Source organism: Fibrobacterota bacterium, from assembly GCA_019509785.1.
Classification (GTDB): Bacteria; Fibrobacterota; Fibrobacteria; order UBA11236; family UBA11236; genus Chersky-265.
In genome coordinates this window covers 191,334-218,207 of record JAEKLQ010000025.1, presented here as the reverse complement: position 1 = coordinate 218,207, position 26,874 = coordinate 191,334, and the positions used below count along the sequence as shown (strand labels likewise).

The window sequence follows — 26,874 nt, the reverse complement described above, 5'->3', positions numbered from 1 at the left end:
ATGGCCGTGCGGGATGATCGCATTCTGGTGCTGGCTCCGATCGGACGCGATTCCGAAATCGCCTGCTCCGTGCTCCGCGGCGCCGGATTCCCGGCGCAAGCGTGCCGCACCTTGGAAGAGGTGCTCGGGGAAATGGCGGAAGGCGTGGGCGTGCTGCTCCTGGCCGAAGAAGGCCTGAGCGTAACCGAGCTTCCCCGCCTCCAGGAAACCATCGCGCGCCAACCCCCCTGGTCCGATATCCCCATCGTGATCCTGACCGGCAGCGGCGAGCTCAACGAAGCCCGCCTCAACACCTTGAACGCCTTCGCGCCCTCGGGCAACGTCACCTTCCTGGAGCGGCCCTTCCGCCAGATGACCTTGCTCTCCATCCTGAAGATGGCCCAGCGCGCGCGCCAGAGGCAGTACCAGTTGCGCGGCACCTTGTTCACCCTCGGCGAGAATGAAGAACGCTTGCGCTTGGCGTTGGACTCGGGCAAGATCGGGGCCTGGGAATGGGGAATCCGCTCCGATCGGTTCCTGGCTTCGCCGCGTCTGCACGAATTCCTGGGGCTTTTGGACGGGACCTTGGGTTCGCGCCTGGAATCCTTCATGGCCCGCATCCATCCCGAAGACAGCCGGGCCTTCCGGGATACGGTGGCCTGGGCGGTGGAGACCGGCAACGATTGCGAAATGGAATTCCGGGTGCTGCGGCCCGAGGGCGGCATCCGCTGGATGTACACCCGCGCCAAGGTTTTCCGGGATCGCGAAAGCCGACCCGTGCGGCTCATCGGCGCGGCCATGGACATCAGCGATCGCAAGCAGGTGGAAGAGGACTTGCGCCTGGGCAAGGAAACCCTGGTGCAGGCCCAGAAGATGGAGGCCATCGGCAAGCTGGCCGGGGGCATCGCCCACGATTTCAACAACATGCTCACGGCCATCAACGGCTATAGCGAACTCCTGATGGGCCAACTGCACGATAGGAACGCCTTGCATCTGGGGCTGTCCGAAATCCTCCGCTCGGGCCAGCGCGCGGCGGCGCTCACCAACCAGTTGCTGGCTTACAGCCGCCAGCAGATCATGGCCTTCCGCCTGGTGGACGTGAACCGCATCGTGGAGGGCATGTCGGGCATGCTGAAGCGCCTGCTGCAGGAAGACATCGAGCATGTCTGCCGCCTGGAGCCGCAGCTCCCCAGCATCAAGGCCGATCCCAGCCAGGTGGAGCAGGTGATCCTGAACCTGGCCCTGAACGCGCGCGACGCCATGCCCATGGGCGGGCGCCTGGAAATCTCGACCCGGCATGAGCGCCGCGACGGCCGCCGCGATCCCAACCTGGGCAACGTCCCCGCGGGGCACTACGTGGTCCTGAGCGTACGCGACTCGGGCGTGGGCATGTCCGATGAGGTGAAAGCGCGCATCTTCGAACCCTTCTTTACGACCAAAGCGGTGGGCAAGGGAACGGGCATGGGCCTTTCCACCGTCTACGGCATCGTGCAGCAGACGGGCGCCCATATCGGGGTGCAATCCTCGCCGGGGCGCGGCTCGACCTTTGATGTCCTGTTCCCCGTGGCGACGGGGGATGCGAAGGAAGAACCGGACGGCCCGCATGCCCTGCATCCATCGCGGGAGAAGTGCAAGGAAACCTTGCTCGTGGCCGAGGATGAAGCCTCGGTGCGGGTTTTCCTCAGGCAATTGCTGGGAGCGCAAGGGTACACGGTCATCGAAGCCGGCAACGGCCACGAGGCGCTGGCGGCCTCCGAGGGTTATGCGGGGGAAATCCATCTGCTGATCACCGACGTGGTGATGCCGGGGATGGGCGGCCGCGAACTGGCCGAGCGATTGTGCCGCAAGCGGACCTCCATGCGCGTGCTCTTCATATCGGGTTACACCGATGACGCTATTTTGCATCATGGCGTTCTGGACGGGGAGACCGCCTTCATGAACAAGCCGTTCCCGCCGGCTTCCTTGCTCGAAAAAGTGCGCGAGTTGTTGGGCGGGAACCACGCGCCCGGACCCGCGATCAAAGGCAATGGCCGCGTTCCCGATTCCGTCCGTCGTGATCCTTCCGCGGAAGGGAACCGCTGATGCGAAACTGTTTATAGAGTAAACAGTGCCGCGGTAAACAAAAGAAATTTCGTGCGGCCTGGAAGGCCCCTTTCAGGATGAATTCCGGTCTTCTTGTTCCCCGCGGTCATGGCACGTCCCTTGCAATAATTTTTTCGCGAACGTCGGTCTAAAGGGCCGACCCTAGATGCAAGGGTAAATCGGCACGGGTTAGTAACAAGTTCGCTTGAGCCCCACCCTCGACGAACTGAGCCCGTGCCGATCCTTGATCCAACTAGATCCGCCGCGACCGAGAAAATCGGCACGGGCCATAAACTGGTTCGCTTAAGCCCCACCCTTGACGAACCGGCCCGTGTCGATTCGCGGCTCCCGCTTCTCCCGTTTCTTCCCTTTCCCCATGCCTCCGCCATTCGAAGTTTGCCATGCGAAAAAGACAGGTCGGTTTTATTCTAGTATCCAAACATGGATACGGAATATACACAGGGCTCCGGGAAGCCTATTCTGGCGGTGGCGGCCGGTTCCGGGCAGGTCGCGCGCAGCGCGATCGAAGCCGGGGCGGATTTCCTCCTGGCCTTGAACGCGGGGGTGTATCGCAATCTAGGCCATGGATCTTTGCCTTCATTTCTGCCCTTCGGGAATTCCAATTCCCAGACTTTGAAACTCCTGCGGGAGCACATCCTTCCCGCCGCGGCCAACCATATCCCGGTGGTGGCCGCCGCCGCTCCCGGCGATGCGGAGTATCCGCCGGCCGCCTTGTGGGAGGCCTATCGCGCTTTGGGCGTGTATGGCATTTGCAATTGGCCGGCCGCGGGTTTTCTGGATGGGTGCCTCCGCGCCGCCTGGGAAAAAGCCGGCCGGGGAGTGGCCGCCGAGATAGCGCTCTTGCGGGCGGCCCAATCCGAAGGCTTCGCCGCCTTCGGCTTCGTCTTCAATCCGGAAGAAGCGCGTGTATTCGCCGAGGCCGGCATCAGCACCTTGATCCTGCATTTAGGGCTTACCCGGCAGTTCGAGGACGTGCATGCCACGCGGGACATGCTGCAACTGAACCAGGCCGCCCTAAACGCCATGCTCGACGCGGCCCGCAAGGGAGGGCGCCGTCCCCGCTGCCTGGTTTTCGGCGGCGCGGTCACCGAGCCCGATGACCTCGAAGAATTGCTGCGGTACTGCCCGCTCGACGGTTTCGCCGGCGGATCGGTTTTCGAGCGGCTCCCGGTAGGGGGAATCCTCGATGCCACGGTGCGGCGCTTCAAGGGCGTCATCAGCCAGTCGCGGGGGGCTTCCGCCGGTTTCCCCGAGGGCAAGCGCTCGCTCCCGGGCCTGGGTCCCATCCTGGGGCGCAGCCCCGCCATGCAGAAGCTGTTCCAAATCATCCAACGGGTGGCCCCTTTCGACGTCAGCGCCTATATCGAGGGGGAATCGGGCGCGGGCAAGGAGCTGGTGGCTATCCAGTTGCATCAGCATAATCGGCGCGCCACCCATCCCTTCGTCACCGTCAATTGCGGCGCCATACCTGACAAGCTCCTGGAGAGCGAGCTGTTCGGTCATGAAAAAGGATCCTTCACCGGCGCCGATCGCCGTCGCCTGGGCAAGTTCGAACTGGCGCAGCATGGGACGCTTTTCCTAGACGAGGTCGCCGACCTTTCGCCTCACGGACAAGTGGCCTTGCTGCGCGCCCTGCAACAGCGCGAAATCGCGCGCGTGGGCGGCGAGCGGCCGATTCCCGTGGACGTGCGCGTGGTGGCCGCGTCCAACCAGCCCCTGGGTCGGTTGGTGGAACAGGGGCGCTTCCGGGCCGATCTGTACCATCGCCTCAATAACGTGACGGTGCGGGTGCCCCCCCTGCGCGATCGCCTGGAGGATTTGCCTCTCCTGATCGAGGACGCGCTCGCGCGGCTGCAAACCCTGCTCGGCCGACGTATCTCCGGAGTTACCCCACGCTTCCTGGCCCGCCTCCGCAGGCACGCCTGGCCCGGGAACGTGCGCGAACTCCACCACGTCCTCACCCAAGCCGCCTTGCTGGAAGACGGCATTCTTCTGGAGGGTAAGGATTTCGAAGCGGAACCCGCCGGTAATAAGGGATCTTTTCCCATTGCCGGACCGGCGCCGATGGCGCCTGCCGCCCTTTTCGGGGCCGCTCCCCAGGGAGAAGGGCCCAAGGACCGGCGCGAAGCCGCGCGCCGCGCCCTGACCGCCCATGCCGGCAACAAGAGCCGGGCCGCCGCGGCCTTGGGGGTGACGCGTAAGACCTTCTACGCCTGGCTGGAGGCGGGGTGAACGCGCCGCGCGTTTATGCCATCGCCACCCTCGACAGCAAGGGTCTGGAATTGGCTTACCTGGGACGGGCGCTCGAGGAAGCGGGCGCCGAAGCCGTACTGGTGGACGTAAGCCTGAAGGGCCCGCCCCGCATCGTCCCCGACGTGAGCCGGGAGCAGGTGGCCCGGCATCATCCCGAGGGGTGCGTGCCGGTCTTCTCCGAGCGCGATCGCGAACCGGTCATGCGCGCCATGGGCGAGGCGCTTTCGCACTACCTGGCCGCGGAGTGGTCCGCAGGAAGGTTGCAGGGCGCGGTAGGCCTGGGCGGCAGCGAAGGCACCGCTCTCATCGCCCCGGCCCTGCGCGCCTTGCCGCGCGGCGTTCCCAAGGTGATGGTCTCGACCTTGGCCAGCGGCGATATCCGCGCCTACGTGGACACATCCGATCTGTGCATGCTCTTCCCGGTGGCGGACATCGCGGGCCTGAATTTCCTCACCCGGCCGGCCTTGCGGAACGCCGCCTTCGCCGCCGCCGGACTCGCCCGCGGGGCCGCGGTGGCCGTTCCGGTGGCTCCCGCGGTGGGGCTAACCATGTTCGGCGTCACCACGGCTTGCGTCGATCAGATCCGGACCGCCTTGGAAGCCAAAGGTTGGGAGGGCGTGGCCTTCCATGCGGTGGGCACCGGCGGGGCCGCCCTCGAGGAATTGGCGGCGCAGGGCGCCTTCCGGGCCTTGATGGATCTCACCACCACCGAAGTCGCCGATGAACTCTTGGGCGGGATCTTCCCCGCCGCTCCCGGCCGCTTCGATGCCATCGCTGCGCATGACGTTCCCGCGGTGGTGAGCGTGGGCGCCTTGGACATGGCCAATTTCGGCCCGCGCGCCAGCGTTCCCGCCCGCTTCCGGCATCGCAAGCTATATGCGCATACGCCTTTGGTTACGCTCATGCGCACCAACGCCGAAGAGAACGTGGCTTTCGCGAGACATATGGCGGCGCGCCTGAACCTGGGGTCGGGCCCTTGCGTGATCCTTTTGCCGGAAGGCGGCATCTCGGCCCTGGACGCCCCCGGGCAGCCGTTCCGGGACCCCGAAGCCGACGAGGCCTTGTTCCGGACCTTGGAAAAGGAAATCCGGCCGACGGCCCTCCGCAGCGTGCGGCGGGTCCCCTTCCACATCAACGATCCGGGTTTCGCCCGCGCCGCCCTGGCCTCGCTGGAAGAGGTGCTGGGGCCGGGCGGATTCCCCTGAGGTAACACGTATGGTACGTATATCGCCCCGCGTGGGATATTGGCGGGATAAACGGCGCGGGGGCGGACTCCTACTCGCCGCCGCTTGCGCCTCGGCCGCCGAGGCTTCGGCGTGCCTGGCCTTGTCCCCCGACCTGATCCTTTATCATCCCGGCTTCGTCCCCGAAACCGGCGGGGATACGGGGATGTTGGCCGCTCTGGCGCCTTTGGGCAATGCCAACGAGGCTGCCGCCCTGGGCCTCCCGCGCCTTCCGGAGTTGTGCGCGCCCTGCCCGGTGGCCATGGGCGCCTGCGGTTCCGATCCTTTTCTGCTGCCTGGCCCCGCCTTCGCGGACTGGCGGGCGGCCGGGCTGGAAGGGATCGCCAACTTCCCGACCTTAGGGCTGGTGGACGGTTTCTTCCGCGCCGAATTGGAGTCGGCCGGATTGGGCGTGGCGTCGGAAATCGCCTTTCTGCGCGCGGCCCATGCGGCCGGCTTCTTCACCGTGGGGTTCGCCTGCGCCCCGGAGGACGCCGCCGCTTGCGCCGGGGCCGGCTGCGACGCGCTGATCGTGCACCTGGGGCTCGCTTCCGACTATACTCCCAAGCCTTTATCCGCGGCGCGCGCGACGTGGGCCGCCTATCCCGAGGCGACGCGCGGCAAGGACGGAAGCGGCCCCCTGCTTTTGCTGCATGGGGATCATCTTTCCGCGCCCGCCGACGAAGCGGCCTTTATGGCCCTGGCTTCGGAGGGTTGCGATGGCGTGTTCGCGGCCGGCGGTCCGGAACGGATCAAGGCCTTGCGGCAGATGGCGGCCAGCTGAATGCGGCCTGGCCCGCCCTATCGCGCATTCGACTCGGCCGCGGCAGGATGCGCGCTTTTCCTGGTGACGGGCGCGGTGAACCTCGAGATGCCCTTGTACCCTGCCTATGCGGCGCGCGCGGGCTTCGGCAACGGCATGACCACGCTCATGTTCGCGACCTATATCGCCGGGCTCCTTCCCAGCCTGCTCTTCCTCGGCGGCATTTCCGACCGTCTGGGCCGTAAACCGGTCCTCCTCGCGGGGCTTTCGGCCGCGTTATGCGCGACAGGCCTCATGCTCTGGCGGCCCGGCATGCATTTGCTTTTCGTGGCGCGCGTCCTGCAGGGCCTGGGGGTGGGATTGAGCATGGGCGCCGGGACGGCATACCTGGCGGAAGCTTTGCCGGGACCGGATGCCGTTCGCCGCTCCGCCGTCTACGTGGCCATTGCCACCTCCCTGGGGTTCGGGGGCGGCGCTCTCTTCACGGGAACCTTACTGCTCTTCGGAGCCACCCCGAAACCCGCAAGTTACCCCATCCACGTCGCCGCGGCAGCCCTCTGCATCGCCATGCTGTCGGCGATGCGGCCCGATCGGCCTTCCGCGCGGCCTCCGGGGATCCAAGGCGCCGGCTGGCTCCGGCTTCCCCATTTCCCGAAGGGGAGCGTTCCCATCGGCCTGACCATCACCTTGGCTTGGGCGGTGACCGGCGTGGTCATCTCCCTGATGCCGGCGCAGTTGGCCCGGCATGGTTTGTCCGCCTGGGCCGGGCATGCCTTGTTCCTGGTGAACGGAACGGGTGCGGCCGTGCAACCCTGGGCGCGTCGGATGCATCCCCGCAAGGCGCTCCTCTTAGGGGCGGCGCTCCTGCCGGTCGGATACGGATCCCTGCTCTACGGGGCCTGGACGGGCGGCATGGCTTTCGTGCTTGCGGGCGCCGCGTTGGCGGGCGCGGCCTGCTACGGATTCACCTATTTGGGCGGTCTCGCCGAGCTTTCGCTCCGCGGCGGCGCCCATCGCGCCCGGTCGGTGTCCGGGTATTTCGTCCTCGCCTATCTGGGCTTCGGATTGCCGAGCGTGGGTTTGGGATTCCTATCCGATCGCTTCGGACTGATGCCAGCGCTGGCCGGATTCGGCATCGTGCTCTTCATGCTTTGTTCGTGGCAAGCGGTATGGGCCCGTTCCCTGGCCACGCTTACGCCGTCGGCCGCAGCCTAATCCCGCCGGTTTCCCTTCAAAGGCGGAAATCCGGGATATGCCTCCGGATGGCCTGGGCGAAGCCGGCTTCCGCATTGCTGGCCGTAACCTCGTGGGCGATGGCAAGCACGTGCGGATCGGCATTGGCCACCGCGATGGACAAGGGGATGCCTGCGAGCAAGGCCAAATCATTGTGCGAATCGCCGACGGCCAGGGCCTGATGGCGGGAAAGCCCCAGATGGCCCAACAATTCATCGGCGCCCAGCAATTTCGAAACGCCCTTTGGCGTGATCTCCAACATGTATTCGAGATAGTAAGTGTTCCGCAAGATGGCCGTTTCCACGTCGAGGCCTGCGAGATGGCCGGCGGCGGCTTCCAGTTCGGCGCGCGTTCCGATCAGGACCAGCTCCACCAGGTGTTCGCCTTGCAACTCCCGCCACTCGTCGACGTGGCGCTCATGGCCGGCGTTCTTGGCGACGAAGTCCCCGTTGAGGAGGCAGTCCCGGCGATGGAATACGTCCGTGGTGGCCCCGTCGTGATTGTGCCCCAGGACGATGGGGTCGAGCCCGGCGGCGTTGAGCCGTTCCGCGGTCCGCAGCAGCAGATCCAATGGGAAGTCGCGCCGGAACAGGGTGCGATCGCCGGCCACCTCCTTCACCATCATCCCGTTGTTCAGGATGCAGTAATCGATGAGCCCGGACAGATCGAGGCGTTCGAGCAGGCGGCGGCAGGTGGTCCAACGGCGACCCGTGGCCAGGCAGGTGCGCACGCCGCGGGCGCGGCAATGGGCCAAGGCCGCGCGGTTGTCCGGGGGCAGGCTGCCGTCGTCGGCGAGCAGGGTTCCGTCGATGTCGGTGATGACGAGGCGGTAAACGAGGGACATGGGAATAGAACCTATCCTCAATTTCCTCCCTTGTCGACCCCGATGGCAGTCTTCCTAAATGGTACGAAGAAGGTATCCTGGTGTAATACAATTGGTTGCGGTTTGCGAAAATAACAATTCCATTCATTCTTATTTTATGCCATAATTTCTGATTATTGACCTTTAAACCGTAATAAATACTCTACCCGCATTTAGTTGAAAGATTCCTTCCGGAGGTATATTCACAGGGACGGGCGGCTTTATGGATATCTACCAATACGATGATTTCCGGCTCTTCCTAAAGGACCGCTACCACCAGAGGCGGGTGGATGATCCGAAGTATTCCTACCGGAAATTCGCCCGCGAAGCCGGCTTCGCCAATCCCGGCTACCTGAACGACGTCATCAAGGGATTCAAACCCTTAAGCGGCAACGCCGCCGAGAGAATGGGAAAGGCGTTCCAACTCAAGCCCCATGAAATCGAATTCCTAAAGCTGCTGGCCGCCTTCGGGCAGGCCAAGACGCCGGAGAAGAAGGATCTCTTCTATAAGCAGATCACGACGCGCCGCAACCGCAGCCGCTTTACCCGGCTCAATCCCGCACTCAGCAAGTATTACCAGGATTTCCGCTATCTGCTGGTGCGCGGCGCCATCGAGGTGCTCGACTTCCGCGGGGACTACGATGCCCTAGCCGCCTTCCTGGATCCGCCCGTGCCGGTCGCCTTGGTGAAGAAACTGGTGCGCGATCTTTGCGAATGGGGCTTGGTGGAGCAAGGCCCCGACGGCCGCTATCAGACCACCTCATCGGTGGTGGAGCCCGGGGGGCTGATGCCGGGATTGGGCCGGCAGCTGAACGGCGAATGGCTGGCCCAGGCCAAGGAGGCCCTGCATCGCCTGCCCAAGGAAAGGCGCCACGTTTCCACCATGATCCTCAACATCAGCGATGCGCTGGCCCGTGAGATCAACGAGATGGTGGAGAAATTCCGCGCGGACGTGTTCCGCAAGGTGGAGGCGGACCGCGCCCCCCAGCGGATCATGCAACTGAGCCTGGCCTACGTGCCCAAGTCGAGGATTAAGCCATGAAACCAATCTCCCCCTCACCACTGCGCGCCTTATCGGCCCTGTTCGCGTTCCTATTCTTGTGCGGCTGCTTCGCCGAGAAGAATACCCGCGTGGCCGGCGGCGACGATATCCCCAACGACGTGGAACCCCTCGGCAAGCACGCGGCCGCCGCCCGCGACGATTCGGCGGATTGGAACGGATTCAAGTCCGCGCCGCGCACCGCGCCCGGCATGTACGACACCGCATCCGTTCCCGATTCGACGCCGGATACGGCCGGCGCGGGCCTGCCGCAACCCAAGCGTAGCGCGGGCTCCGCGGAGAATGCGCCCATGGCCAAGCGCTCCGCATCCAGAGAAACCAATTATTATGGTGGTTCCTTTCCCATCGACTCCTTGCCTTTCGGAAACCCGTTCGATACCGTGACCATCCATATCGTGGACTCCGCCCAGGGCGCGGTGGAAGCGGTGCACGGCCAAGTGAAGGATAACGTCCGGACAATGGACACCACGAGATTCGTCCCCGTCGATGCGGCCCATCCCGGATCGCCCGCGGGTGTATTGTTCGTTTCGGGGAGGGTTAGCTATGCCGACACGGGTCTTTGGAAAACATACACGTTCCGCGATGCCGATGGCGACGGCTTCCTGACGCCGCAGCCGGGGGCCGCCAACCTGGCCGATCTCGATCTTGCCGCCAAGGCGGCGGACGGCAAAGTCGCGCGCCTCAGCCAACGCATCGCGGCCGGCCCGGATCTGGATTTCAACCGGCGAGGGGACAATCGCTTGTTGGCCAGCCTGATGGTAGTGACCTCGGGGACCGACACCCTGCGGACGGTACGCCTGTTAGACGCGGACGGGGATTCGGCGGTGATCGATTTCTCCAAGGACACCAACCTGGTCGACGTGATCGAGACCGACCGTAACCCCGGCGATACGGGGGCTTCGGTCGCGATCGCGGAAAGGCTGGTTGTCTATTCGCGGGACTCCACCCGCAATTACGCGGTCCGCTATCGCCGCAGCGAGCTCCGCGCGGACGGTTCCATCCTGGTGCTGGAGGGCCGGGGCCCCGGGCCCGACTCCGCCTTCCGCGCCGGGGACGAGGCCGCCTGGATGGTAACCCGCACGTTTCCCCAGGCGAATAGCGCTTCCCTCGCCACGCGGACCTTCACCGTACGCCTGGGGGCGAAGCCGGGGGATTTCGCCGCGGATAGCCTGGTACGTTTGCAAACGACCGAGCATTACCGCGATCAAGCCTATGAGGCCTTCTCCTTCTCCTTGCGGCCGGATGCGCCCGTGGCCGATGGGCGCTGGCCCGCCGCAGGCGAGGTGGAGGCCAGCCTTCTCTATCGGGATGGCGCGGTAACCGTCTTCTCGGGCGCGGCCGATGCGGCGGGAATGCACGGATCGGTGAAGGATGTCTCCGGAAGCGTTCTTGCCATCTCCTTCGATCGCCAGGGCCGTCCCGCCACGGCCCGGTAATCGTCCCTTACCTTAATCCTCTCCGAGTAATACTCCGCTTCGGCGTAATACGATTTTCGGCTCTGGATTCGTTCCAATCTGGCATAAACCGTAATAAGAATAAGGTCGATTACTCTCTCATCGTGTCTAGAATAAGGCCATTATTGGCGAGAAAAAGCAAATAAAAGCGAGCATAGTGTAATAAGTTCCAATTCGTCTTGTTCTCTTCGGGCCGTAATCCCGTTATCCTTAAGCATGAACGAGGGCGCAAGACGGAGAGCCCGTCCCGACCCGGAACCCGCACCAGGAGAATGCCATGAAGACCAAGACCCTCACCCCCAAACTCCTCGCCGCCGCCGCCGCCGCCGGCAGCCTGTTTTTCTCGGGATGCCTCCGCGATGAGAATCCCATCGACGATGGATCCTCCGAAGGCACCGTGCTCGTGAACGGCCGCGTGCAAGGCGACGGCGCCATGCATAAGCTCTCCGCTTCCGGCGCAGGCTCGACGGGCGTAGAGGGCGCCGTCGTCACCGTGGCCCGCGTGAACGCCGACGGATCCCTGCGGACCGTTTCCACCGCCGAGGTGAAGACGGATGCCCAGGGCCATTTCTCCGTCCGGGCCGTCGCCGACGGATCCCGGGAACTCATCGTGCGGGCCAAGCAAGCGGGCCAGGAATGGAAGGCCGTGGTGAGCGCCAAAGCGGAAAATGGCAAGACCGTCGCCTGCCGCCCGCTCGACATGGAATCGTCCCTGGAAGCCGATGTGCTGACCCAGGCCCGCGCCGGCCAAGCCGGCGGTACCGCTTCCTTCGTGGACGTCGCCGTCTTGATCGATGCCGACGTGGCCGCACAAGCCGAAGCCAAACCCGAAGCCAAGGCGGATTTCGAGGCCTTCCTAGCGGCCCAGATCCGGACCGAAGCCAAGGTCCGCGGCGAGGCCTTGATGACGGGGGCCGCCAAGGCCAGCCAAGCGCAAATCGATAATGCCGAAGAGGCGCGCCTGGAAGCGGAGGCCAAGCTGGAATCGGATCTGAACGCTTCGGCCGATCTCTCCGCCGCAGCCCGCGCCAATCTGGAGGCCGGCTTTAAGCAGGCAGAGCATCAGGCTTGGATCGACGCGGGCCTGACCCTGGAAGCGGCGACCGTGGCCCGCGAATCCTGCTACCAGGCCATGGTCAAGACGGGCGCGCAAGCCTCGGTGGATGCCGACGCGAAAGCGCTCTGGCTGCGGAAGATCGCCCTGGAGCATGCCTCCGAGATCGAAATCGCGGTGGATGCGGGCCTGCAGGCGAAGGGCGGGAACGCGGTCCAAGTGAACGGCGCGGCGGCCGCCGGCGCGGCCCTGGTAGCCTCGCTCAAGTCCGCGGGGTCGGAAACCTCCATCGATTCGGCCTTCCTCGCTTTCCGCTCGTCCTGCTCGGCTATGCAAATCGAGATCCCGGGATTGGCTCCGGTATCGCATGCCGGCTCGGACACGACCGGTTCGCAGGGGCAAGCCGGGGTCGAGGCTACGGTCGAATCGCGCATCATCCGGATGGCGGCCGATGAAGGCAAGGCTTCGGTGGTGACCCAGGAAGAGGTGAAGGCCGAAGTGGACAGCGGCGTGGCCGCCGAAGTATCCGGGAACGATTCCGCCATCGCCCATGTCCTTGCGGGGATGGACGCCGCCGCCAACGCCAAGGGTAGCTTGCTGGTTACGGTGGGGGCCGAGGCGCAGGATTCCGCCGCGGCCAAGGCCCGCTCCCTGGAAGTCTATGCCCAGGCCTTGGAGCGTTTCACCGTCGGGCTTTCCTTGGGAACCGAATTCCGCCTGGTGAAGACGGCGCACGCGGCCGCTTGCGTTTCCCTGCGGGCCGCCGCCGAAGGTTCGGCCAAGGCCGCCGGCGCCTCGGATGCGGCTCTGAGCGCCTTGGCCCAGGCCGGCGCGGCGCTGCAGGTTTCCATCGCAGCCGCGCTGAATACGCAAGCCATCGCTTCGGCCTACACGAATTACCACGCTGCCATGACCGCTTGCCTCAAGTCGGCAGTGGCGTTACAGGCTTCGAACGTAGAGAAGGCCGATTCGTCCATCCGGGCCGAGGGAGGCGCCCGCGCCGCCTTGCTGGCCAAGCTGGCCGCCGCCGCCGATGCGGATGCCGCCGCGAAGGCCCAGGTCGAGTTCGCGGCCCAGGTCGATGCGGAAGTGAAGGCGGCCTTCGGGACCGGGATGCAGGCCCCGTCGGACGCGCAGATGCATGCGATCGTTCAAGCCCTGGTTTTGGCGAACATGTGCGACTGAAATCCCAGCATGCTTAGGAGGCCGGTCGCTTACCGGCCTCCCGGCGCTTCATCCCACGCGGCCCTCATGTCGAGGGCCTTATGACTTTGGCGAAACCCCCGTGCCGGAGCCCTTCGGCCTATAGGCAAGCAAGCCTAGGGCCGCTACCGCGGCAAATGCGCCTCCCGCCAGAAAAGTCGCCTCGGCCCCGAAATGCTCCCATAAGGCCCCTGCCAATACGCTGGCCGCCAACAAGGCCAGCCCGCCGATCAGGTTGAACGCGCCGAAGGCGGATCCCCGCAATTCCGCGGGACAGGCGTCGGCGACCAGTTTCGAGAAAAGCCCTTGGGTCAAGGCCATATGCAAGCCCCATAGCAACGCTCCCAGGAAAACCTGCAGGGGGGAGGCCGCTTTCGCGAGGATCAGGTCGGCGGCGATCAAAACGATCAGACCGAGGATCAGCAAGCTTCTCTTGCTCATCTTATCCGAAGCCGCGCCGGCCGGGTAAGCGGCGGCGGCATACACGACGTTCATCAGGATCATGACGATGGGGACGCGGCCCATGGCTAGGCCGACGCTTTGGGCCCGCAGCACCAGGAAGGCTTCGCTGAAGCGGGCCAGGGAGAAGACCGCGCCGAGGAGCGCGACCATCCAAAAGCGGAGGCCCAGGTGCCGGAAGGCGGCGAAGCCGGCCGACAAGGCTGACCCGGTTCCGTCCCTCGAAGCCGACCGCGCCCGGCCCACTCCCCGGGCCGACCGGTCCGAATCCGGCACCGCCCGGTCCGGCTCCTTGATTCCTACGGCCAACAGGGAGACCGCGATCAGCGCGGGGATGAAGGCGATCCACAGGGTGGCCTTCAGGTCCCCGGAGAACCAGGCCATGCAGGCCACGGCCAACAAGGGACCGAGGAAGGCGCCGATGGAATCCAAGGCCTGGCGCAGCCCATAGGCCGCCCCGCGTTGTTCGGGCGGCACCAGATCGGCCACCAAGGCGTCCCGGGGCGCGCCGCGGATTCCCTTGCCGACCCGGTCCGTGAAACGGGCGGCCATGACCCATGCCATGGAGTTGGCCAAGGGGAAGACGGGTTTGGAGAAGGCCCCCAGCCCATAGCCGAGCACGACCAGGAACTTGCGGCGACGGAGGAAATCGCTGAGGGCGCCGGAAAAGATCTTGGTGATCTGGGCGGTCGCCTCGGCGATGCCTTCCACCAGGCCGATCTGGGCCATGCTGGCGCCGAGGGTGGCGGACATGTACAGCGGCAGCAGGCTATGGACGAGCTCCGAGGAGGTGTCCATGAAAAGGGAGCCGAATCCGAGCACCCATATTCCTGGTGGTAAACGCCGCAGCGGCGGGGGAGACGGGTCGGATTCGCCGCGATGTCGCATGGGTGGTGGTAAAGTAGCGGTAGGCCCGGGGGCCTTAAATGTGGATCGACCGCCCGTCCACCCCGAGCGCCGCCTCCTTCAAGGCCTCCGCCAGGGTGGGATGCGCATGGGAGCTACGCGCCAGGTCCTCGCTGCTCGCGCCGAATTCCATCGCCACCACCGCCTCGGCGATGAGGTCTCCCGCCCGCGCCCCCACGATGTGGACGCCCAGGATGCGGTCGGTCGTCGCGTCCGCCAAAACCTTCACCTTGCCTTCGGTCTGCGCCAAAGCGCGGGCGCGCCCGTTGGCCAGGAACGGGAAGGAGCCCTTCTTATAGGCATGTCCCTCCGCCTTGAGTTCTTCCTCGGTCTTGCCCACCGAAGCCACTTCGGGATGGGTATAGACCACGTTGGGGATGGCGTTGTAGTTCACGTGCCCATGCTTGCCGGCCAGGTTCTCGGCGCAGGCGATGCCTTCCTCTTCGGCCTTGTGGGCCAGCATGACGCCCGGGATCACGTCCCCGATGGCGTAGATGCCCGGGGCGGAGGTGGCGAACTTCTCGTCGACGGGGATGCGGCCGCGGCCGTCCACCTGGATGCCTACGGTCTCCAGCCCCAGGTTCTCGGTGTTGGGCACGCGGCCCACGGCCACCAGCACCTTGTCGCACCGGATGGGATCGAGGCCTTCGCATTCCACCACCGCGCCCTCGCCCTCCGCGTCCACCATGGTCTTGGCGGACTTCACGCGCGTACCCAATTTGAAATCGAGTCCCTGCTTGGCCAGGGCCAACTGCGCTTGCGTCGCCGTTTCCATGTCCATGCCCGGAAGGATGCGGTTCAGGTATTCCAGCACGGTGACTTTGGCCCCCAAGCGCGCCCAAACCGAGCCGAGCTCCAGCCCGATGGCTCCGGCGCCGATCACGACCAGATGCTTGGGAACCTTGTCGTAGGCCAGGGCTTCGGTGGAGGTGCCGATAGCCTTACCGTCCGGCTTCACGTCCGGAAGCATGGCCACCTTGCTGCCGGTGGCGAGGATGATATGTTTCGCCGTCAGCGTCATCGCGCTTTTCCCCGCGCCCGCATCCACGGAAACCGTTCCCGGCCCGGAGAGCCTGCCGTGCCCGAGCACGCGGGTAATCTTGCCCTTCTTGAACAGCCCTTCGATGCCTTTGGTGTTGGCCTTGACCACGTTGTCCTTATGCTGGAGCATGGCCGGCAGATCGAGGGAGACCGGGCCCACCTTCACGCCGAAGCGGCCCAGGGAATCCTTGGCCTCGCGGAACTTCTCGCTGGCTTCCAGCAAGGCCTTGGAGGGGATGCAACCGATGCGTAGGCAGGTGCCTCCGAGCAGGTCTTCCTTCTCCACGCAGGCGGTCTTGAAGCCCAGTTGCGACGCCCGGATGGCGGCCACGTATCCGCCGGGGCCCGCGCCGATGATGATGACGTCGAAAGCGGTATCTTCCATGACCGAAAGATATTTCATTTTCGGGCGGGCGGGGCAAGGGTGGGACCCTGCGGGGGATGGGATTATCCGGCGCCGCCCCGTTCGTCCCTTAGGCTTGAGGCAAGGAAGCCATGCGCTCCATCATCTCTTCGCGGGTGAGTTCTTCTATGCGCGTCGAAACGGTCCAGATGTGGCCATAGGGATCCTGCAAGGTACCGCTCCGATCCCCGTAGAATTGGTCTTTCACCGGGCGGCGCTCCGTGGCGCCGGCGGCGAGGGCCTGCGCGAACGCGGCATCCACGTCCGGCACGTAAAGATTCAGGCCCATGCTCGACCCTTCCAGGGAGGCGGGACTCGCGATAACGTTATCCGGCATGTCCGGGAACTCGTCCGCGAGCATGAAGCGCGACGATCCGATCTGCAGCTCGGCATGCCCGACTTTACCTTCGGGCATGGGAATACGGAAAATCTCCTCTGCGCCGAAAGCCTTCCGATAGAATTCAATGGCTTTTTCGGCTCCCCGTACGCTCAAGTAAGGGGTAATGGTATGGTAGCCATCGGGAACGGGTTTCACCTTGCCGGCCATGGGACCTCCTGGTTGGATGTTCACGGAATTTAACTTGCGCCGGCCAGACCCGCTACCTTAAGGGTGTTTCAACCCTGCTCCGCGATGAACTTTTTCACCCTTAAGCCTAATGCCATCCCGTACCATTTCCAGAGTTTCCATGGTGTGCTATGCCGAGAATTAAGCGTTTCCTGAACGGCGACTACCAGTTCATCCAGAAATCCATACCCTCGCTGGCAGGAATGGGCGTGCTCGGCCATGCCCTGTTTTTCTTCGTGCTCCGGTACGCGTTCCATTATTGGGAATACGGTCCCTCGCGCCTGATGGCAGGCGTCATTTATGCTTCTTTTATCCTGCTTCCCAAGGACAAGCCCTTTACGGCCGTCCATAAGGTTTATTTCGAACTCTGCGCCGCGCTGACCTTGCCTGCCTTTTTCACTTACATGTTCCTGATGAACGGCTGTAACGTCTATTGGTTTTCTTCCATCGTTTTCGCGGGGCTCCTGCACGGCCTGTTATCCAAGCCTTACGTTTTCGGATGGGGCTATCCCGTCGCGGCCATGGCGGCTACGGCCGGATTTTACCTTGGGAACGCGGGTTCGCCGCATCTCGTGAAGCAAAGCCTACAGGGCCAGCTGGTGGCGTATTTCCTCGGCCTCGTCACCACGGGCATCAAGACGGGCATGGAGATCTCGCACGAGAAGATCATGACCGCCCGCCTCGCCCTCGCCAAGGCCGAAAGCGATCTCGTCCGCGCCGCGGAAACCCAGAAGGCCTACGAGGATTTGAAGCAGCGCGAAGAACTCATCCGCGTCTACGTCCGTCCCTCCCTGGTCGACGAGATCCATGCCGGAAAGGATCCCTCCAAGGCCCCGCCCGTCATCTGCGACCTCGCGATCATGTTCTGCGACATCCGCGATTTCACCCGCCTCACCGAAGTCCTGACTCCGTACGAAAGGCAGGGTTTCCTGAACCAGTACTTCACCATGATGACCCATCCCATCGTCAAGAACGGGGGCGAGGTGGACAAAATCATGGGGGACTGCGTGATGGGCGTGTTCCCGGACGGCGCCTCCGCCGTGCGGGCGGCCACCGGGATGCGGCTCGAGTTGCAAAGGTTCAACGAGGGGAAGTTCCAGGCCGGCGCGCCCCTGATCCGCAACGGGATCGGCATCGCCAAGGGCGAGGTCATGCAGGCCAATTTCGGCTCTTTCGAGAAGCTCGATCGCACCGTCATCGGCGAGCCGGTCAATATCGCCGCGCGCCTGGAAGCCAAAACCAAGATGTACAACCTCGAGGTACTTGTCACCGAGGACGTCATCCGTGACTTGCCGCCGGGCTCCGATCATTATCGTTGGATCGATCTGGTGCAAGTGAAGGGCTCGACGCGGCATGTCAAACTTTACGAGATCTACGGGCATCAGCCGCCCGAGGTGCGCCGGTTCAAGGACGAAACCCGGGACCTGTTCGAGAAGGCCCTGAGCATCTATTTCCAAAAAGGGTTCCAGGACGCGTCGCGCCTATTCCGCGCCATGCTCGAGAAAGTCCCGCCCCATCGCCTGATCCCCGACAGCCTGATGGACAACATCGTCCCCTACTACATCGCCCATTGCGATGCGTGGATTAACGATCGTACCGGGAGTTGGGAGAAGATCGAGAAGTGGGAAGGCGTGCACGTCTTCTACGAGAAGTAGGCGGTTTCCCGCCCCCCGTCAGATTTCGAGCAGGATGCGGGCCGGATCCTCCAAGGTATCCTTGATCCGCTTCAGGAAGGTCACCGCTTCCTTCCCGTCCACGATGCGGTGATCGTAGGTCAGGGCCACGTACATCATGGGCCGGATGACCACTTGGCCGTTGCGGGCCACCGGCCGATCCTGGGTCGCATGCATGCCCAACACCCCGCTCTGGGGCGGGTTCACGATGGGCGTGGACAGCAGGGATCCGTACACGCCGCCGTTGCTGATGGTAAAGGTCCCGCCCTGCAGCTCCTCGAGCTTGAGGGCGTTGGCCTGGGCGCGCTTGCCGAAATCGGCGATGGCCAGTTCCACTTCGGCGAAGGACATGCGTTCGGCGTTGCGGAGGATGGGTACGACAAGGCCCTTGCCGCCGCCTACGGCCACGCCAACGTCGTAGTAGCGCTTGTAGATGATCTCGTTCCCGCGGATCTCCGCGTTGATCTGGGGAACCAGCTTAAGGGCCTCGATGGAAGCCTTCACGAAGAAGGACATGATGCCCAGCTTGGTACCATATTTCTTGGTGAAAGCGTCCTGGTGGCGCTTGCGTAGCTCAAGCATCTCGGTCATGTCGACTTCGTTGAAAGTGGTAAGCAGGGCCGCCGTCTGCTGGGCTTGCACCAAACGCTCGGCCACCCGCCGGCGCAGCATGCTCATGGGCACGGCTTCTTCGTCCCGGTTCCCCGCGGGGGACGCGGCTTGCGCCGAAGGGGCGGGGCGAGGGGCGGCGAGCGCTTCCGCTTGGCGCATCACGTCTTCCTTCAGTAAACGTCCGCCGGGACCGCTGGCGGGGACGTCCTGGGCTTTGAGGCCGCTTTCGGCCAAGGCCCGGGCGGCCGCGGGCATGACGATCGGTTCGCCCGCGCGGGCGGCCGGTTCGATGGGGCGATTGACCGAGGCCTGCGGGGCGGGGTTGGCGGCCGGCGCGGAAGACGGAGCGGGGGCCCGCTCTTCCTTCTTGATGATGGCGACCTTGCCGGTCTCAGGTCCGAAGGACAGGGCCGATCCGGACTTGGCCTCCGGTCGGGTTTCGCCTTTCGAGGCGGGGGTCGAAGCCTTACCGGCCCCTTCCTCCATATAGCCGATCACCTCCCCGACCTTGGCGGTGGCGCCATCGCCTTTGAGGATTTTCCCGAGCACCCCGGCCACCGGGGACGGCAGTTCCACCGTGGCCTTATCGGTTTCGATCACGGCGAGGTTGGCATCCCGATCCACGGCATCGCCCTCGGCCTTGAGCCATTTCACGATCTGGACCTCGGTGATGGATTCGCCCACTTTGGGCACGACGAGTTCGATTGCCATGAATGCTCCTGTCCGTGATCCCCGCAAAAATAAGATTTTCGGGGCGGTTTGGCCCCGGGGAGCGGTTCCGGGGAGCTGTTTGATCGCGTTCATGCCGGCTTACGCGATTTGCGCCTGTCATCCGAATAGTCGTTTTTCTGTTTAACGGTGCGCCATCCTTAGGCGACCAATTTTCAGGGTCGATGGGGCGCGAGGAGGCTATTATGTCGGCGCTCAACCTGACTTCGATCCCGATATTCGCGGCGTGGGCCGCGCTGGCGTCCGTTCCGGCGTCAGCGCAATCCGCCCTGAACGCTCAAATCGATCCGCCCGTCATCGAGCATATCGAAGACACCACGACGGTGGAGATGATCCAACCCACCAACACCATGCAGGCCACCCGCGGCTTGCCGCAGACGTCTTCGGCGGAAGCCTTGGGCGAAGGCCGTTTGGTGCTGGGTTTGAACGGGCCCTGGTATCGCCAACAACGATCCTACGCGGGAGCGCCCAACGCCAACGCCGATATATTCACCGGCATCGGATCGATCGCCTACGGCATCAGCCGGCAATGGGACATCTTCGGGAGCCTGACCGCCTGGGGCACCCAGAATTACCATGGGCCGCAAGGTTCCGGCCTGGGGACGCTTCAAGGCGGAATCCAAGGGACCCTTCCCTTCACGCCCACGGCGCCCATCCGCATGGGCGCGCAATTGGCGGTGATCAACGGCCTTTCCAATAACCCCATCGATAGCAACTACGCCCAGGGTTACAACTACTTCGAGACCCGGACGGGCCTGGACTTCCGTGGCATGCTGATGCAAACCCTGGTTTCGGGTAGCGAAGCCACGTCCTTGAAGATGCACTTCAACGAGGGCGTGGCCACCTCGATGCAATCGGGGGTCGATCCATTGCTGCTCTTGAGCACCGGCTTGCAGATGAACGTGCCCATGGCGGCGCTGGGCTTGGAGTTGCATTCGCGTACGGCCTTGAGCGACGTCAATTTCCGTACCGATCCGCTTTGGCTTACGCCTTCCATCCAGTTCCGCAGCATGTACAACATGAACCTGACCTTGGGCGGCGACGTCTCGCTTTCGCGCGAGCGCACCGGTCCCGCTACCGCGGTCGCCTTGCGCTCCTTGGAACCTTACCGTTTGTTCGGCGGTATCGCGTTTAGTTTCGATACCTGGGCGGAAAGGCGCCGGCAGGAGAAATGGGAAGCCATCCGCGCCACCCAGGAGCGCCAGCGCTTGCAGGCCGAGGCGGTGGCCGCAGCGCAGAAAGCGCATGAGGATTCCATCGCGGCCGCCAACGCCCATACCCAAATCAACAACATCACGGTGCAAAACGATCAGTTGAGCGAAAAGGCGCGCCAGGACTCCATGTCCTTGGCCGCGAAAGCCCGGCAGGATTCCCTGGCCCTGGCCGATGCCCAGCGCAGACTGGCCCAGGAACGCGCCAGGCGCAGCGATTTGGAGAATCAGTTGCTCTCCACCGGCAACCTGGTGATGGGCGGGGTCTACTTCGAGACCGCCAAATCCGACATCTCCATCAATTCCAAACCCTACCTGGATATGCTTTCCAAGATGCTGATCAAATACCCGAAGCTGCGCATCGAAGTGGCGGGCCACACCGATAACGTGGGCAGCGACGCTTATAACATGAACCTTTCCCAGGCGCGGGCCATGGCGGTACGCAACTATATGGTGGGCAAGGAGCCTTCGCTGGATGCGCGCTTGACCGCGCGCGGCTACGGGGAGTCGATGCCGAAAGCGGATAACCGCACGGCCGAGGGCCGCAAGCTCAATCGCCGCACCGAGCTGCAAGTGCTGAACAAGGACGCCTTGCGCGAGTACAATGAACCCGTGGTGAGTAGCGCTCCTTCCGCCCAGCCGTCGGGATCCGCGGCGGCATCCCCGGCTCCCACGGATTCGGCAACCCGCGCTCCAGGCACGGCGACGGCCCCCATGGGAGGAATCCCGGCGGGAACGGGTAACAATCCGGTCCATGTCGATTCGACCCGGTCGGACTCCGTGCCTCCCAATTGGTAGGTCGAATCCGATGCGCGCTGCGTTCGATCAAAAAACGTAGAGAGCGAGGCCCATCCAAGGGAGCGGAAGCAAAGCCGCTCCTTTGGGATGGGCGCCCCCCTGGGCTTCCCGATAGCGCCACAAGGCCGCCAGGTCCAAGCGAAGCCGGATCCGATCGAGGGCTAAAGGCCCAAGGGAATGCTCCCATCCCAACAGGCACCGCGCTCCGGTGGTGAACAGCGAGCTTGCCAAGTCATCCTTCAATAGGCCTTCGGTAATGAGGGATACGTGCGGACCGAATACCCATTCCCCGGAAAGGTAGGGTAATACCTGTAGGGGCAAGCGGGGAAGCCGGACGCTTCCCGAGCCGCAATCGATAGCTCCGCCGTCCGCGCCGGATGAGGAGGCTACCGCGGCCGCGCAGCCGCTTTGGAATCCCGCCGACTGGGGCAAGAAATGGTGGTTGTCCAGCAAGTATGTTCCGCCGCTCACCTGCACCGGTCCGAAATGCTTGCCGGCGGTCAGCGTCACCAAGTTGAACTGGGCATTGGAGCCCGCCACCACCCCGATCCCTCCTCCGCCCGCGCCTCCGCCGACCATAACGGCCCCGACGCCTCCGGCGCCCAATCCGAAAACGTCCAGCATATCGTAGGCGATAGAGAACCCGGGGATACGCGCGGTTTCATTGAGAAGGCGGAACTTCAATCCGAAATCGAAGAATCCCAGCACGACGAGCCCCGCCGCGCCGCCGCTGATGATGGCATGCCCGTCCCCGATCGTTCCGCCGGCCGCGGCGGGCACCGGAAATCCCCCCGTCCAGAAGTCCAATTGCAATCGCCTGGAAAGCCCCACGGCCAATCGCGCCATCAAGACTTCGTCATCGCTGACGACGAACTCCCCGGGCGCGAGGGTTTGCGACGAGGGCGTCAATATGAAGCGTTCATCCGAGGCCCGTCGCGCCGCGTATTCGGATTTGTGTTCCTCGGCCAGATCGGCCATCTTGCGGGCGATGGTTTCTCCTCCCGTAACCGCCATTGCTTCCGGAGCGCCTTCGCGTTCCCAACGCACGTACCCGACCTCCCTGCCATCGGGCGCTTGCAGGCGCCCTTCCAATTCCAGCCGGCCTGAACTTGCTCCGCCGGAGCCTCTGCCCGCCATGCCCAGGAAGGAGCGGGCCGAGGAGAGGGCTTCTCCCATCGGCGCAGAGGGCTTCTGGACGGCTTCGGCCGCGGTGACTGCAAGCCGTAAGGTCAGATGCGGAGGGGCGTTTTTTCCCGACTCAACGGCGCTATCCCTTCCCAATGCTTTTTCGGCACCTTCGATCGCCGCCGAATCCAGTAAGGAGGGCCGGGCAGAATCGCGCTGGACGACTATGGCGCGCGCTTCCGGATATCTTCCTAATCCGCCGACCCGCGCTTCCCGTACGGAACCGACGGCGCAACCGGTAACCGCGACCGCGACCGCGATCGCAAAGCAACCCATTTCCAAAAGGTCGGAGAATCGAATGTTGCTGCGCATGGCGGATTATTCCTGGCTAGCGGAAAACTTAGGCGAACTTAGGCGAATCTCCATTTCAATTCGGAGTTTCACCGCGGATTGGCGGAAAAAAGGATTCGATATACCTTTTCCGGGCCGCGCTAGATTAAAAATTGGAGGACTTGTGAGGAAGATCGCGATCTTTTTGGCCCTGAGCGCCGTTTCCGTTTTGGCCCAAGGCTTCGGTATTTATGCCGAAGGACCCTCGACTATGACTAATTACGGAATCATCTATTCGGCCGGGATTTTCGGCATCAAGAACGGATACAGTTATTCGAATTCCCATAGCGAAACCAAGAACGATTCGATGAAAACCTCCGAAAGCGATTTCATGTCGGCTTCGGTGGAAATTTCCCCGATGTTGATCCTCAACGCCAATCTATTGAACGTCGAAATCGCCCCCGCCTACCAATTTTCCATCGGTGATTCTAAGACGACCTCCTATTTCGCTTCGCCCGCGGGCTCCACGCTCTTCAGCGAGAGCAAACCGGTAACCCACGCTTTTAAATTGAACTTTCTGCTAACCAAGGTTTTCGCCGAGAAATACAAATTGGGGGTCGGTACCAACGTCTTCCGCTATAATTTCGGCGATTCGGATAATGAAAGCAAAACATCCACTGCGGGAACGGCTACGAAATCGACCACCCATCCGAGAGGCTATTCGGACGGATCTTTGTTTTACATCCACCTCTCGGTTTACTTCATCTGACCGCTCGGTGATCCGATATCGGGCGGAGGGGTAGTACGCAGGTTACCCTAGTCCGGGGATGACGGCCTAGCCTTCCACCTGCGTATTCTTCAACGCCTTCGCCTGCACGTCCCCCGTCGCCTCCCCGAACGCCTTCGCGATCAGCTGCTTCTGTTCCAGCTTGTGGCTGCTCGCCGATCCCGTCGCCGGCGTCGACGAAGCGGGGCGGTGGACGCCGCAGAAAGGATGGCGGCCCAGCAAGCGTTCGCCGAAGCGCACGCGCAGGTAACGCCAAGCCCCCATGTTCTCCGGCTCTTCCTGGACCCAGGTCACCGGCGTGCCTTCGGCAAAGGGGGACAGGGCCGAGGCCAGGGTTTGCGTAGACAACGGATAGAGTTGCTCCAGCCGCAGGATGGCCACGTCCTCGCGCTTGGCCTTGGCGCGCTCCTCGGCGAGCTCGTAATAGATCTTGCCGGTGCAGATGAGCACGCTCTTGGTTTTGTCAGCCCGTACCGTCGTGTCCCCGATGACGCGTTGGAAACCGCCCTTGAAAAGGTCTTCCAAGGGGGAAACCGCCGCGGGCAGCCGCAACAGGCTCTTGGGGGTCATGATGATCAGGGGCTTGCGCCAAGGGCGCAGCATCTGGCGGCGCAGGGCGTGGAAATATTGGGCCGGAGTGGTCAGGTTCATCACCTGGATGTTGTCCTCGGCGGCCATGGCCAGGAAGCGCTCCAGGCGGGCGCTGGAATGCTCCGGCCCCATGCCTTCGAAGCCGTGGGGCAGCAGCATGACCAGGCCCGACAGCCGGCGCCATTTCTCTTCGGCGCTGGCGATGAATTGATCGATGATGGGTTGGGCCACGTTCACGAAGTCGCCGAACTGCGCCTCCCATAACGTCAGGGCCTTGGGCATGTCCAGGCTGTAGCCGTACTCGAAGCCCAAAACCCCGTTCTCGGTCAGGGGGCTGTTGTAGATTTCGACGGGGCCTTGATCCCCGGCCAGGCGGCCCAGGGGCATGTACGCGCCGCCGTCCAGGATATCGTGCAAGACCGCATGGCGCTGGCTGAAGGTGCCGCGCTGGACGTCCTGCCCGGACAAGCGCACCCGATAGCCCTCGGTCGCGAGGCTGGCGAGGGCGAGCGCCTCGGCGCTGGCCCAATCCAAGGGACGTTCGCCGCGCCCGGCCGCCCGGCGCAGTTCCAGGATCTTCTCCACCTTGGGATGAGCATGGAAGCCCCGCGGCAATTGGGTCAGCTTATCCATCAGCGCGGTCAGGCGCTCCGCGGGCACCGCGGTGTCCGCATCCTTCTGCCCGCTTTCCGGGCCGCCCAGATAGCCCTTCCAAACGCGGCTGGGTCCTTCGCCGGTGCGCGTGTATTCCTTGCGGCGGGCCACCGTCAATTCCTCTTCCAACTGTTCCGTGCGCTTCGCGGCAATGCGATCGGCCTCTTCGCGGGTCACGCCGCCCAGCTTCAGCAGATGGTCCAGGTAGCCTTCGCGCACGCTCTTGCGGCGCTCGATGGTGTGGTACAACAGGGGTTGCGTGAAGGCCGGTTCGTCGCCCTCGTTATGCCCGCGGCGCCGGTAGCCGTACATGTCGATGACCACGTCGCGCCGGAATTTCAGGCGGAAGTCCAGGGCCAGGTTCACTACGGCGGCCACCGCCTCGGGATCCTCCCCGTTGACGTGGAAGATGGGTATCTGCAGCATCTTGGCCACGTCGGTGGCGTAGGTGGTGGAACGGCCTTCGTGGGGGGACGTGGTGAAGCCGATCTGGTTGTTGAGGATGATGTGGAGGGTGCCGCCTACGCGATATCCCTTCAGCTCGCTCATGTTCAGGATTTCCTGGATGATGCCCTCGCCCGCGAAGGCGGCATCGCCGTGGATGAGGAGCGCCAGGCCCTTCTCCCGGGCCTCGTCGCCGGCGCGATCCTGCTTGGCGCGCAGCCGTCCCAGGGCCACCGGATTCACGAACTCCAGATGGCTGGGATTGAAGCAAAGCGAAAGGTGGATCTTGTGCCCGTGGGCGGTGGCCCAATCCGAAGAGTAACCCAGATGATACTTCACGTCCCCGCGCCCGAGCTGGAAGAGCGGATCGGCGTCCTCGAATTCGGCGAAGATGTCGCGCGGGTTCTTGCCCATGATGTTGGAGAGGACGTTGAGGCGGCCGCGGTGGGCCATGCCGAGCACGATTTCGCTGATGCCCTGTTCGCCGGCCTTTTCGATGGCGAGATCCAAAAGGGGAATCAGGCTCTCCGAGCCCTCCAGGGAAAAGCTCTTGGCCCCCAGGTACTTCTTCTGGATGAACTCTTCGAAGAGGACGGCGTCGGTGAGGCGGGTGAGGATGCCGAGCTGCTGCTCGCGGGTGAGGTTGATGCGGTTCTCGGTGCCTTCCATGCGCGCGGCCAGCCAGGCGCGCACCTCCGGGCTGTCGATGTGCATGTATTGCACGCCCACCGAGCGGCAATAGGTATTGTGCATGCGCTCCAGTACCTGACGCAGCGTGAGGCTGTTCGGGCCCTGGATGGTGATGCCGGATACCGTACGGTCCAAATCGCTTTCGGCCAGACCGAAATAACCGGGCTCCAGATCCGACACATTGCCTTTGGGCGGCAGGCCGAGCGGATCGATGCGGGCGAAGAGATGGCCGCGCACGCGATAGGCGCGCACCATCTGGTCGGCCCGATCCTGAAGGGCGGCGATGCTGGCGGGATTGCCCTCCGTACCGGGGATCGGCCCATGGCCGTTGCTGCCGTTCTTCCCGTTGAGCTGCGCCGCGGCGGCCCCGGTCGCGAAAAGCCCGGGGGCGTTGAGGCTGGGCCCGAGCTGGGGCCGGGCGCGGAAAGCGGCCCCGGAAGTTTCGGCGGGGAGTCCTTGGAAGTAGGCGCGCCAATCCTCGGGAACCGAGGCGGGATCGCGCAAGTAATCGGCGTAGAGGGCTTCCACGAAGCCCAGGCTCGAGGTGTTCGGTTCTATATGTCCCATTGTACCACCGGAGATGTCAAAATACCTAGATGCGGTCCTAGGTGTTAGGCCGTTATGCTCCGCGGGGCCCGCCGCGGCGCCTTAATTTAATCCCTCCGATCC

General features: G+C 63.9%; 18 protein-coding genes. 11 read left to right on the top strand and 7 right to left on the bottom strand.

Annotated features, from left to right (window positions below):
• The 5 genes from JF616_05030 (at position 1) to JF616_05010 (ending at position 7,536) form a co-directional block, all read left to right on the top strand.
• Positions 1-2,061: a response regulator gene (locus JF616_05030; protein MBW8887106.1), complete on the top strand. Its 2,061-nt coding sequence runs from the start codon at positions 1-3 to the stop codon at positions 2,059-2,061.
• Positions 2,062-2,502: 441 nt separating this feature from the next.
• Entirely contained in the window at positions 2,503-4,314 is a 1,812-nt protein-coding gene (locus JF616_05025; protein ID MBW8887105.1) for a sigma 54-interacting transcriptional regulator, read from the top strand.
• Complete coding sequence (locus JF616_05020) at positions 4,311-5,540, top strand: Tm-1-like ATP-binding domain-containing protein (protein MBW8887104.1); 1,230 nt, start codon at positions 4,311-4,313, stop codon at positions 5,538-5,540. Before JF616_05025 ends, JF616_05020 begins: the two co-directional genes overlap by 4 nt.
• A 10-nt stretch (positions 5,541-5,550) precedes the next feature.
• Positions 5,551-6,342, top strand: coding sequence for a phosphoenolpyruvate hydrolase family protein (locus JF616_05015; GenBank protein ID MBW8887103.1), 792 nt, complete (start codon positions 5,551-5,553; stop codon positions 6,340-6,342).
• On the top strand, positions 6,343-7,536 hold the full coding sequence (locus JF616_05010; protein MBW8887102.1) for an MFS transporter: 1,194 nt from the start codon (positions 6,343-6,345) through the stop codon (positions 7,534-7,536). It abuts the gene before it with no gap.
• A 16-nt stretch (positions 7,537-7,552) separates the two neighbouring features.
• Here JF616_05010 and JF616_05005 read toward each other — a convergent pair whose 3' ends face one another.
• On the bottom strand, positions 7,553-8,398 hold the full coding sequence (locus JF616_05005; GenBank protein MBW8887101.1) for an HAD family phosphatase: 846 nt from the start codon (positions 8,396-8,398) through the stop codon (positions 7,553-7,555).
• A 241-nt stretch (positions 8,399-8,639) separates the two neighbouring features.
• On the opposite strand from JF616_05005, the gene JF616_05000 reads away from it, so the two are divergent.
• The 3 genes from JF616_05000 to JF616_04990 all read left to right on the top strand — a co-directional run bounded on the left by JF616_05000 (position 8,640) and on the right by JF616_04990 (position 13,169).
• Positions 8,640-9,458 (top strand): TIGR02147 family protein, encoded by an 819-nt coding sequence (locus JF616_05000; protein MBW8887100.1) that lies wholly within the window; start codon positions 8,640-8,642, stop codon positions 9,456-9,458.
• Positions 9,455-10,912 (top strand): hypothetical protein, encoded by a 1,458-nt coding sequence (locus JF616_04995; protein MBW8887099.1) that lies wholly within the window; start codon positions 9,455-9,457, stop codon positions 10,910-10,912. The genes JF616_05000 and JF616_04995 overlap by 4 nt, the downstream gene beginning before the upstream one ends.
• Before the next feature lie 295 nt (positions 10,913-11,207).
• Positions 11,208-13,169 carry a carboxypeptidase regulatory-like domain-containing protein gene (locus JF616_04990; GenBank protein ID MBW8887098.1) on the top strand — a complete coding sequence of 654 codons (1,962 nt, stop codon included), beginning with the start codon at positions 11,208-11,210 and terminating at the stop codon, positions 13,167-13,169.
• A gap of 78 nt (positions 13,170-13,247) precedes the next feature.
• On the opposite strand, the gene JF616_04985 is transcribed toward JF616_04990, so the two are convergent.
• From JF616_04985 to JF616_04975, 3 genes are all read right to left on the bottom strand, one after another.
• Positions 13,248-14,534: an MFS transporter gene (locus JF616_04985; protein ID MBW8887097.1), complete on the bottom strand. Its 1,287-nt coding sequence runs from the start codon at positions 14,532-14,534 to the stop codon at positions 13,248-13,250.
• A gap of 34 nt (positions 14,535-14,568) precedes the next feature.
• The gene (gene lpdA, locus JF616_04980) at positions 14,569-15,978 is read right to left on the bottom strand and encodes a dihydrolipoyl dehydrogenase (protein MBW8887096.1); all 1,410 of its coding nucleotides are present in this window, start codon (positions 15,976-15,978) and stop codon (positions 14,569-14,571) included.
• Between the two features lie 88 nt (positions 15,979-16,066).
• Positions 16,067-16,543 carry a VOC family protein gene (locus JF616_04975; GenBank protein ID MBW8887095.1) on the bottom strand — a complete coding sequence of 159 codons (477 nt, stop codon included), beginning with the start codon at positions 16,541-16,543 and terminating at the stop codon, positions 16,067-16,069.
• A gap of 149 nt (positions 16,544-16,692) precedes the next feature.
• Here JF616_04975 and JF616_04970 point away from each other — a divergent pair, with 149 nt between their 5' ends.
• Positions 16,693-18,216, top strand: a complete 1,524-nt coding sequence (locus tag JF616_04970; protein MBW8887094.1) for a hypothetical protein — start codon at positions 16,693-16,695, stop codon at positions 18,214-18,216.
• Between the two features lie 18 nt (positions 18,217-18,234).
• On the opposite strand, the gene odhB is transcribed toward JF616_04970, so the two are convergent.
• Positions 18,235-19,557, bottom strand: coding sequence for a 2-oxoglutarate dehydrogenase complex dihydrolipoyllysine-residue succinyltransferase (odhB, locus tag JF616_04965; GenBank protein ID MBW8887093.1), 1,323 nt, complete (start codon positions 19,555-19,557; stop codon positions 18,235-18,237).
• Positions 19,558-19,760: 203 nt separating this feature from the next.
• On the opposite strand from odhB, the gene JF616_04960 reads away from it, so the two are divergent.
• Positions 19,761-21,584 carry an OmpA family protein gene (locus tag JF616_04960; protein ID MBW8887092.1) on the top strand — a complete coding sequence of 608 codons (1,824 nt, stop codon included), beginning with the start codon at positions 19,761-19,763 and terminating at the stop codon, positions 21,582-21,584.
• A gap of 27 nt (positions 21,585-21,611) precedes the next feature.
• On the opposite strand, the gene JF616_04955 is transcribed toward JF616_04960, so the two are convergent.
• The gene (locus JF616_04955; GenBank protein ID MBW8887091.1) at positions 21,612-22,760 is read right to left on the bottom strand and encodes a hypothetical protein; all 1,149 of its coding nucleotides are present in this window, start codon (positions 22,758-22,760) and stop codon (positions 21,612-21,614) included.
• On the opposite strand from JF616_04955, the gene JF616_04950 reads away from it, so the two are divergent.
• Positions 22,720-23,808, top strand: coding sequence for a hypothetical protein (locus JF616_04950; GenBank protein MBW8887090.1), 1,089 nt, complete (start codon positions 22,720-22,722; stop codon positions 23,806-23,808). The two genes, JF616_04955 and JF616_04950, sit on opposite strands and share 41 nt — an antisense overlap.
• Before the next feature lie 66 nt (positions 23,809-23,874).
• Here JF616_04950 and JF616_04945 read toward each other — a convergent pair whose 3' ends face one another.
• Positions 23,875-26,772 carry a 2-oxoglutarate dehydrogenase E1 component gene (locus JF616_04945; protein ID MBW8887089.1) on the bottom strand — a complete coding sequence of 966 codons (2,898 nt, stop codon included), beginning with the start codon at positions 26,770-26,772 and terminating at the stop codon, positions 23,875-23,877.
• Positions 26,773-26,874: the final 102 nt, after the last annotated feature.

What these genes read in the sequence shown, in the direction of transcription:
- odhB (MBW8887093.1), bottom strand. Translation starts at nt 19,557, where the DNA reads ATGGCAATCGAACTCGTCGTGCCCAAAGTGGGCGAATCCATCACCGAG.
- JF616_05000 (MBW8887100.1), top strand. Translation starts at nt 8,640, where the DNA reads ATGGATATCTACCAATACGATGATTTCCGGCTCTTCCTAAAGGACCGC.
- JF616_05025 (MBW8887105.1), top strand. Translation starts at nt 2,503, where the DNA reads ATGGATACGGAATATACACAGGGCTCCGGGAAGCCTATTCTGGCGGTG.
- JF616_04945 (MBW8887089.1), bottom strand. Translation starts at nt 26,772, where the DNA reads ATGGGACATATAGAACCGAACACCTCGAGCCTGGGCTTCGTGGAAGCC.
- JF616_04955 (MBW8887091.1), bottom strand. Translation starts at nt 22,760, where the DNA reads ATGGGAGAAGCCCTCTCCTCGGCCCGCTCCTTCCTGGGCATGGCGGGC.
- JF616_04995 (MBW8887099.1), top strand. Translation starts at nt 9,455, where the DNA reads ATGAAACCAATCTCCCCCTCACCACTGCGCGCCTTATCGGCCCTGTTC.
- JF616_04970 (MBW8887094.1), top strand. Translation starts at nt 16,693, where the DNA reads ATGCCGAGAATTAAGCGTTTCCTGAACGGCGACTACCAGTTCATCCAG.
- JF616_04985 (MBW8887097.1), bottom strand. Translation starts at nt 14,534, where the DNA reads ATGCGACATCGCGGCGAATCCGACCCGTCTCCCCCGCCGCTGCGGCGT.
- JF616_05030 (MBW8887106.1), top strand. Translation starts at nt 1, where the DNA reads ATGGCCGTGCGGGATGATCGCATTCTGGTGCTGGCTCCGATCGGACGC.
- JF616_04990 (MBW8887098.1), top strand. Translation starts at nt 11,208, where the DNA reads ATGAAGACCAAGACCCTCACCCCCAAACTCCTCGCCGCCGCCGCCGCC.
- lpdA (MBW8887096.1), bottom strand. Translation starts at nt 15,978, where the DNA reads ATGGAAGATACCGCTTTCGACGTCATCATCATCGGCGCGGGCCCCGGC.
- JF616_04975 (MBW8887095.1), bottom strand. Translation starts at nt 16,543, where the DNA reads ATGGCCGGCAAGGTGAAACCCGTTCCCGATGGCTACCATACCATTACC.
- JF616_05010 (MBW8887102.1), top strand. Translation starts at nt 6,343, where the DNA reads ATGCGGCCTGGCCCGCCCTATCGCGCATTCGACTCGGCCGCGGCAGGA.
- JF616_05005 (MBW8887101.1), bottom strand. Translation starts at nt 8,398, where the DNA reads ATGTCCCTCGTTTACCGCCTCGTCATCACCGACATCGACGGAACCCTG.
- JF616_04950 (MBW8887090.1), top strand. Translation starts at nt 22,720, where the DNA reads ATGCCCAGGAAGGAGCGGGCCGAGGAGAGGGCTTCTCCCATCGGCGCA.
- JF616_05015 (MBW8887103.1), top strand. Translation starts at nt 5,551, where the DNA reads ATGGTACGTATATCGCCCCGCGTGGGATATTGGCGGGATAAACGGCGC.
- JF616_04960 (MBW8887092.1), top strand. Translation starts at nt 19,761, where the DNA reads ATGTCGGCGCTCAACCTGACTTCGATCCCGATATTCGCGGCGTGGGCC.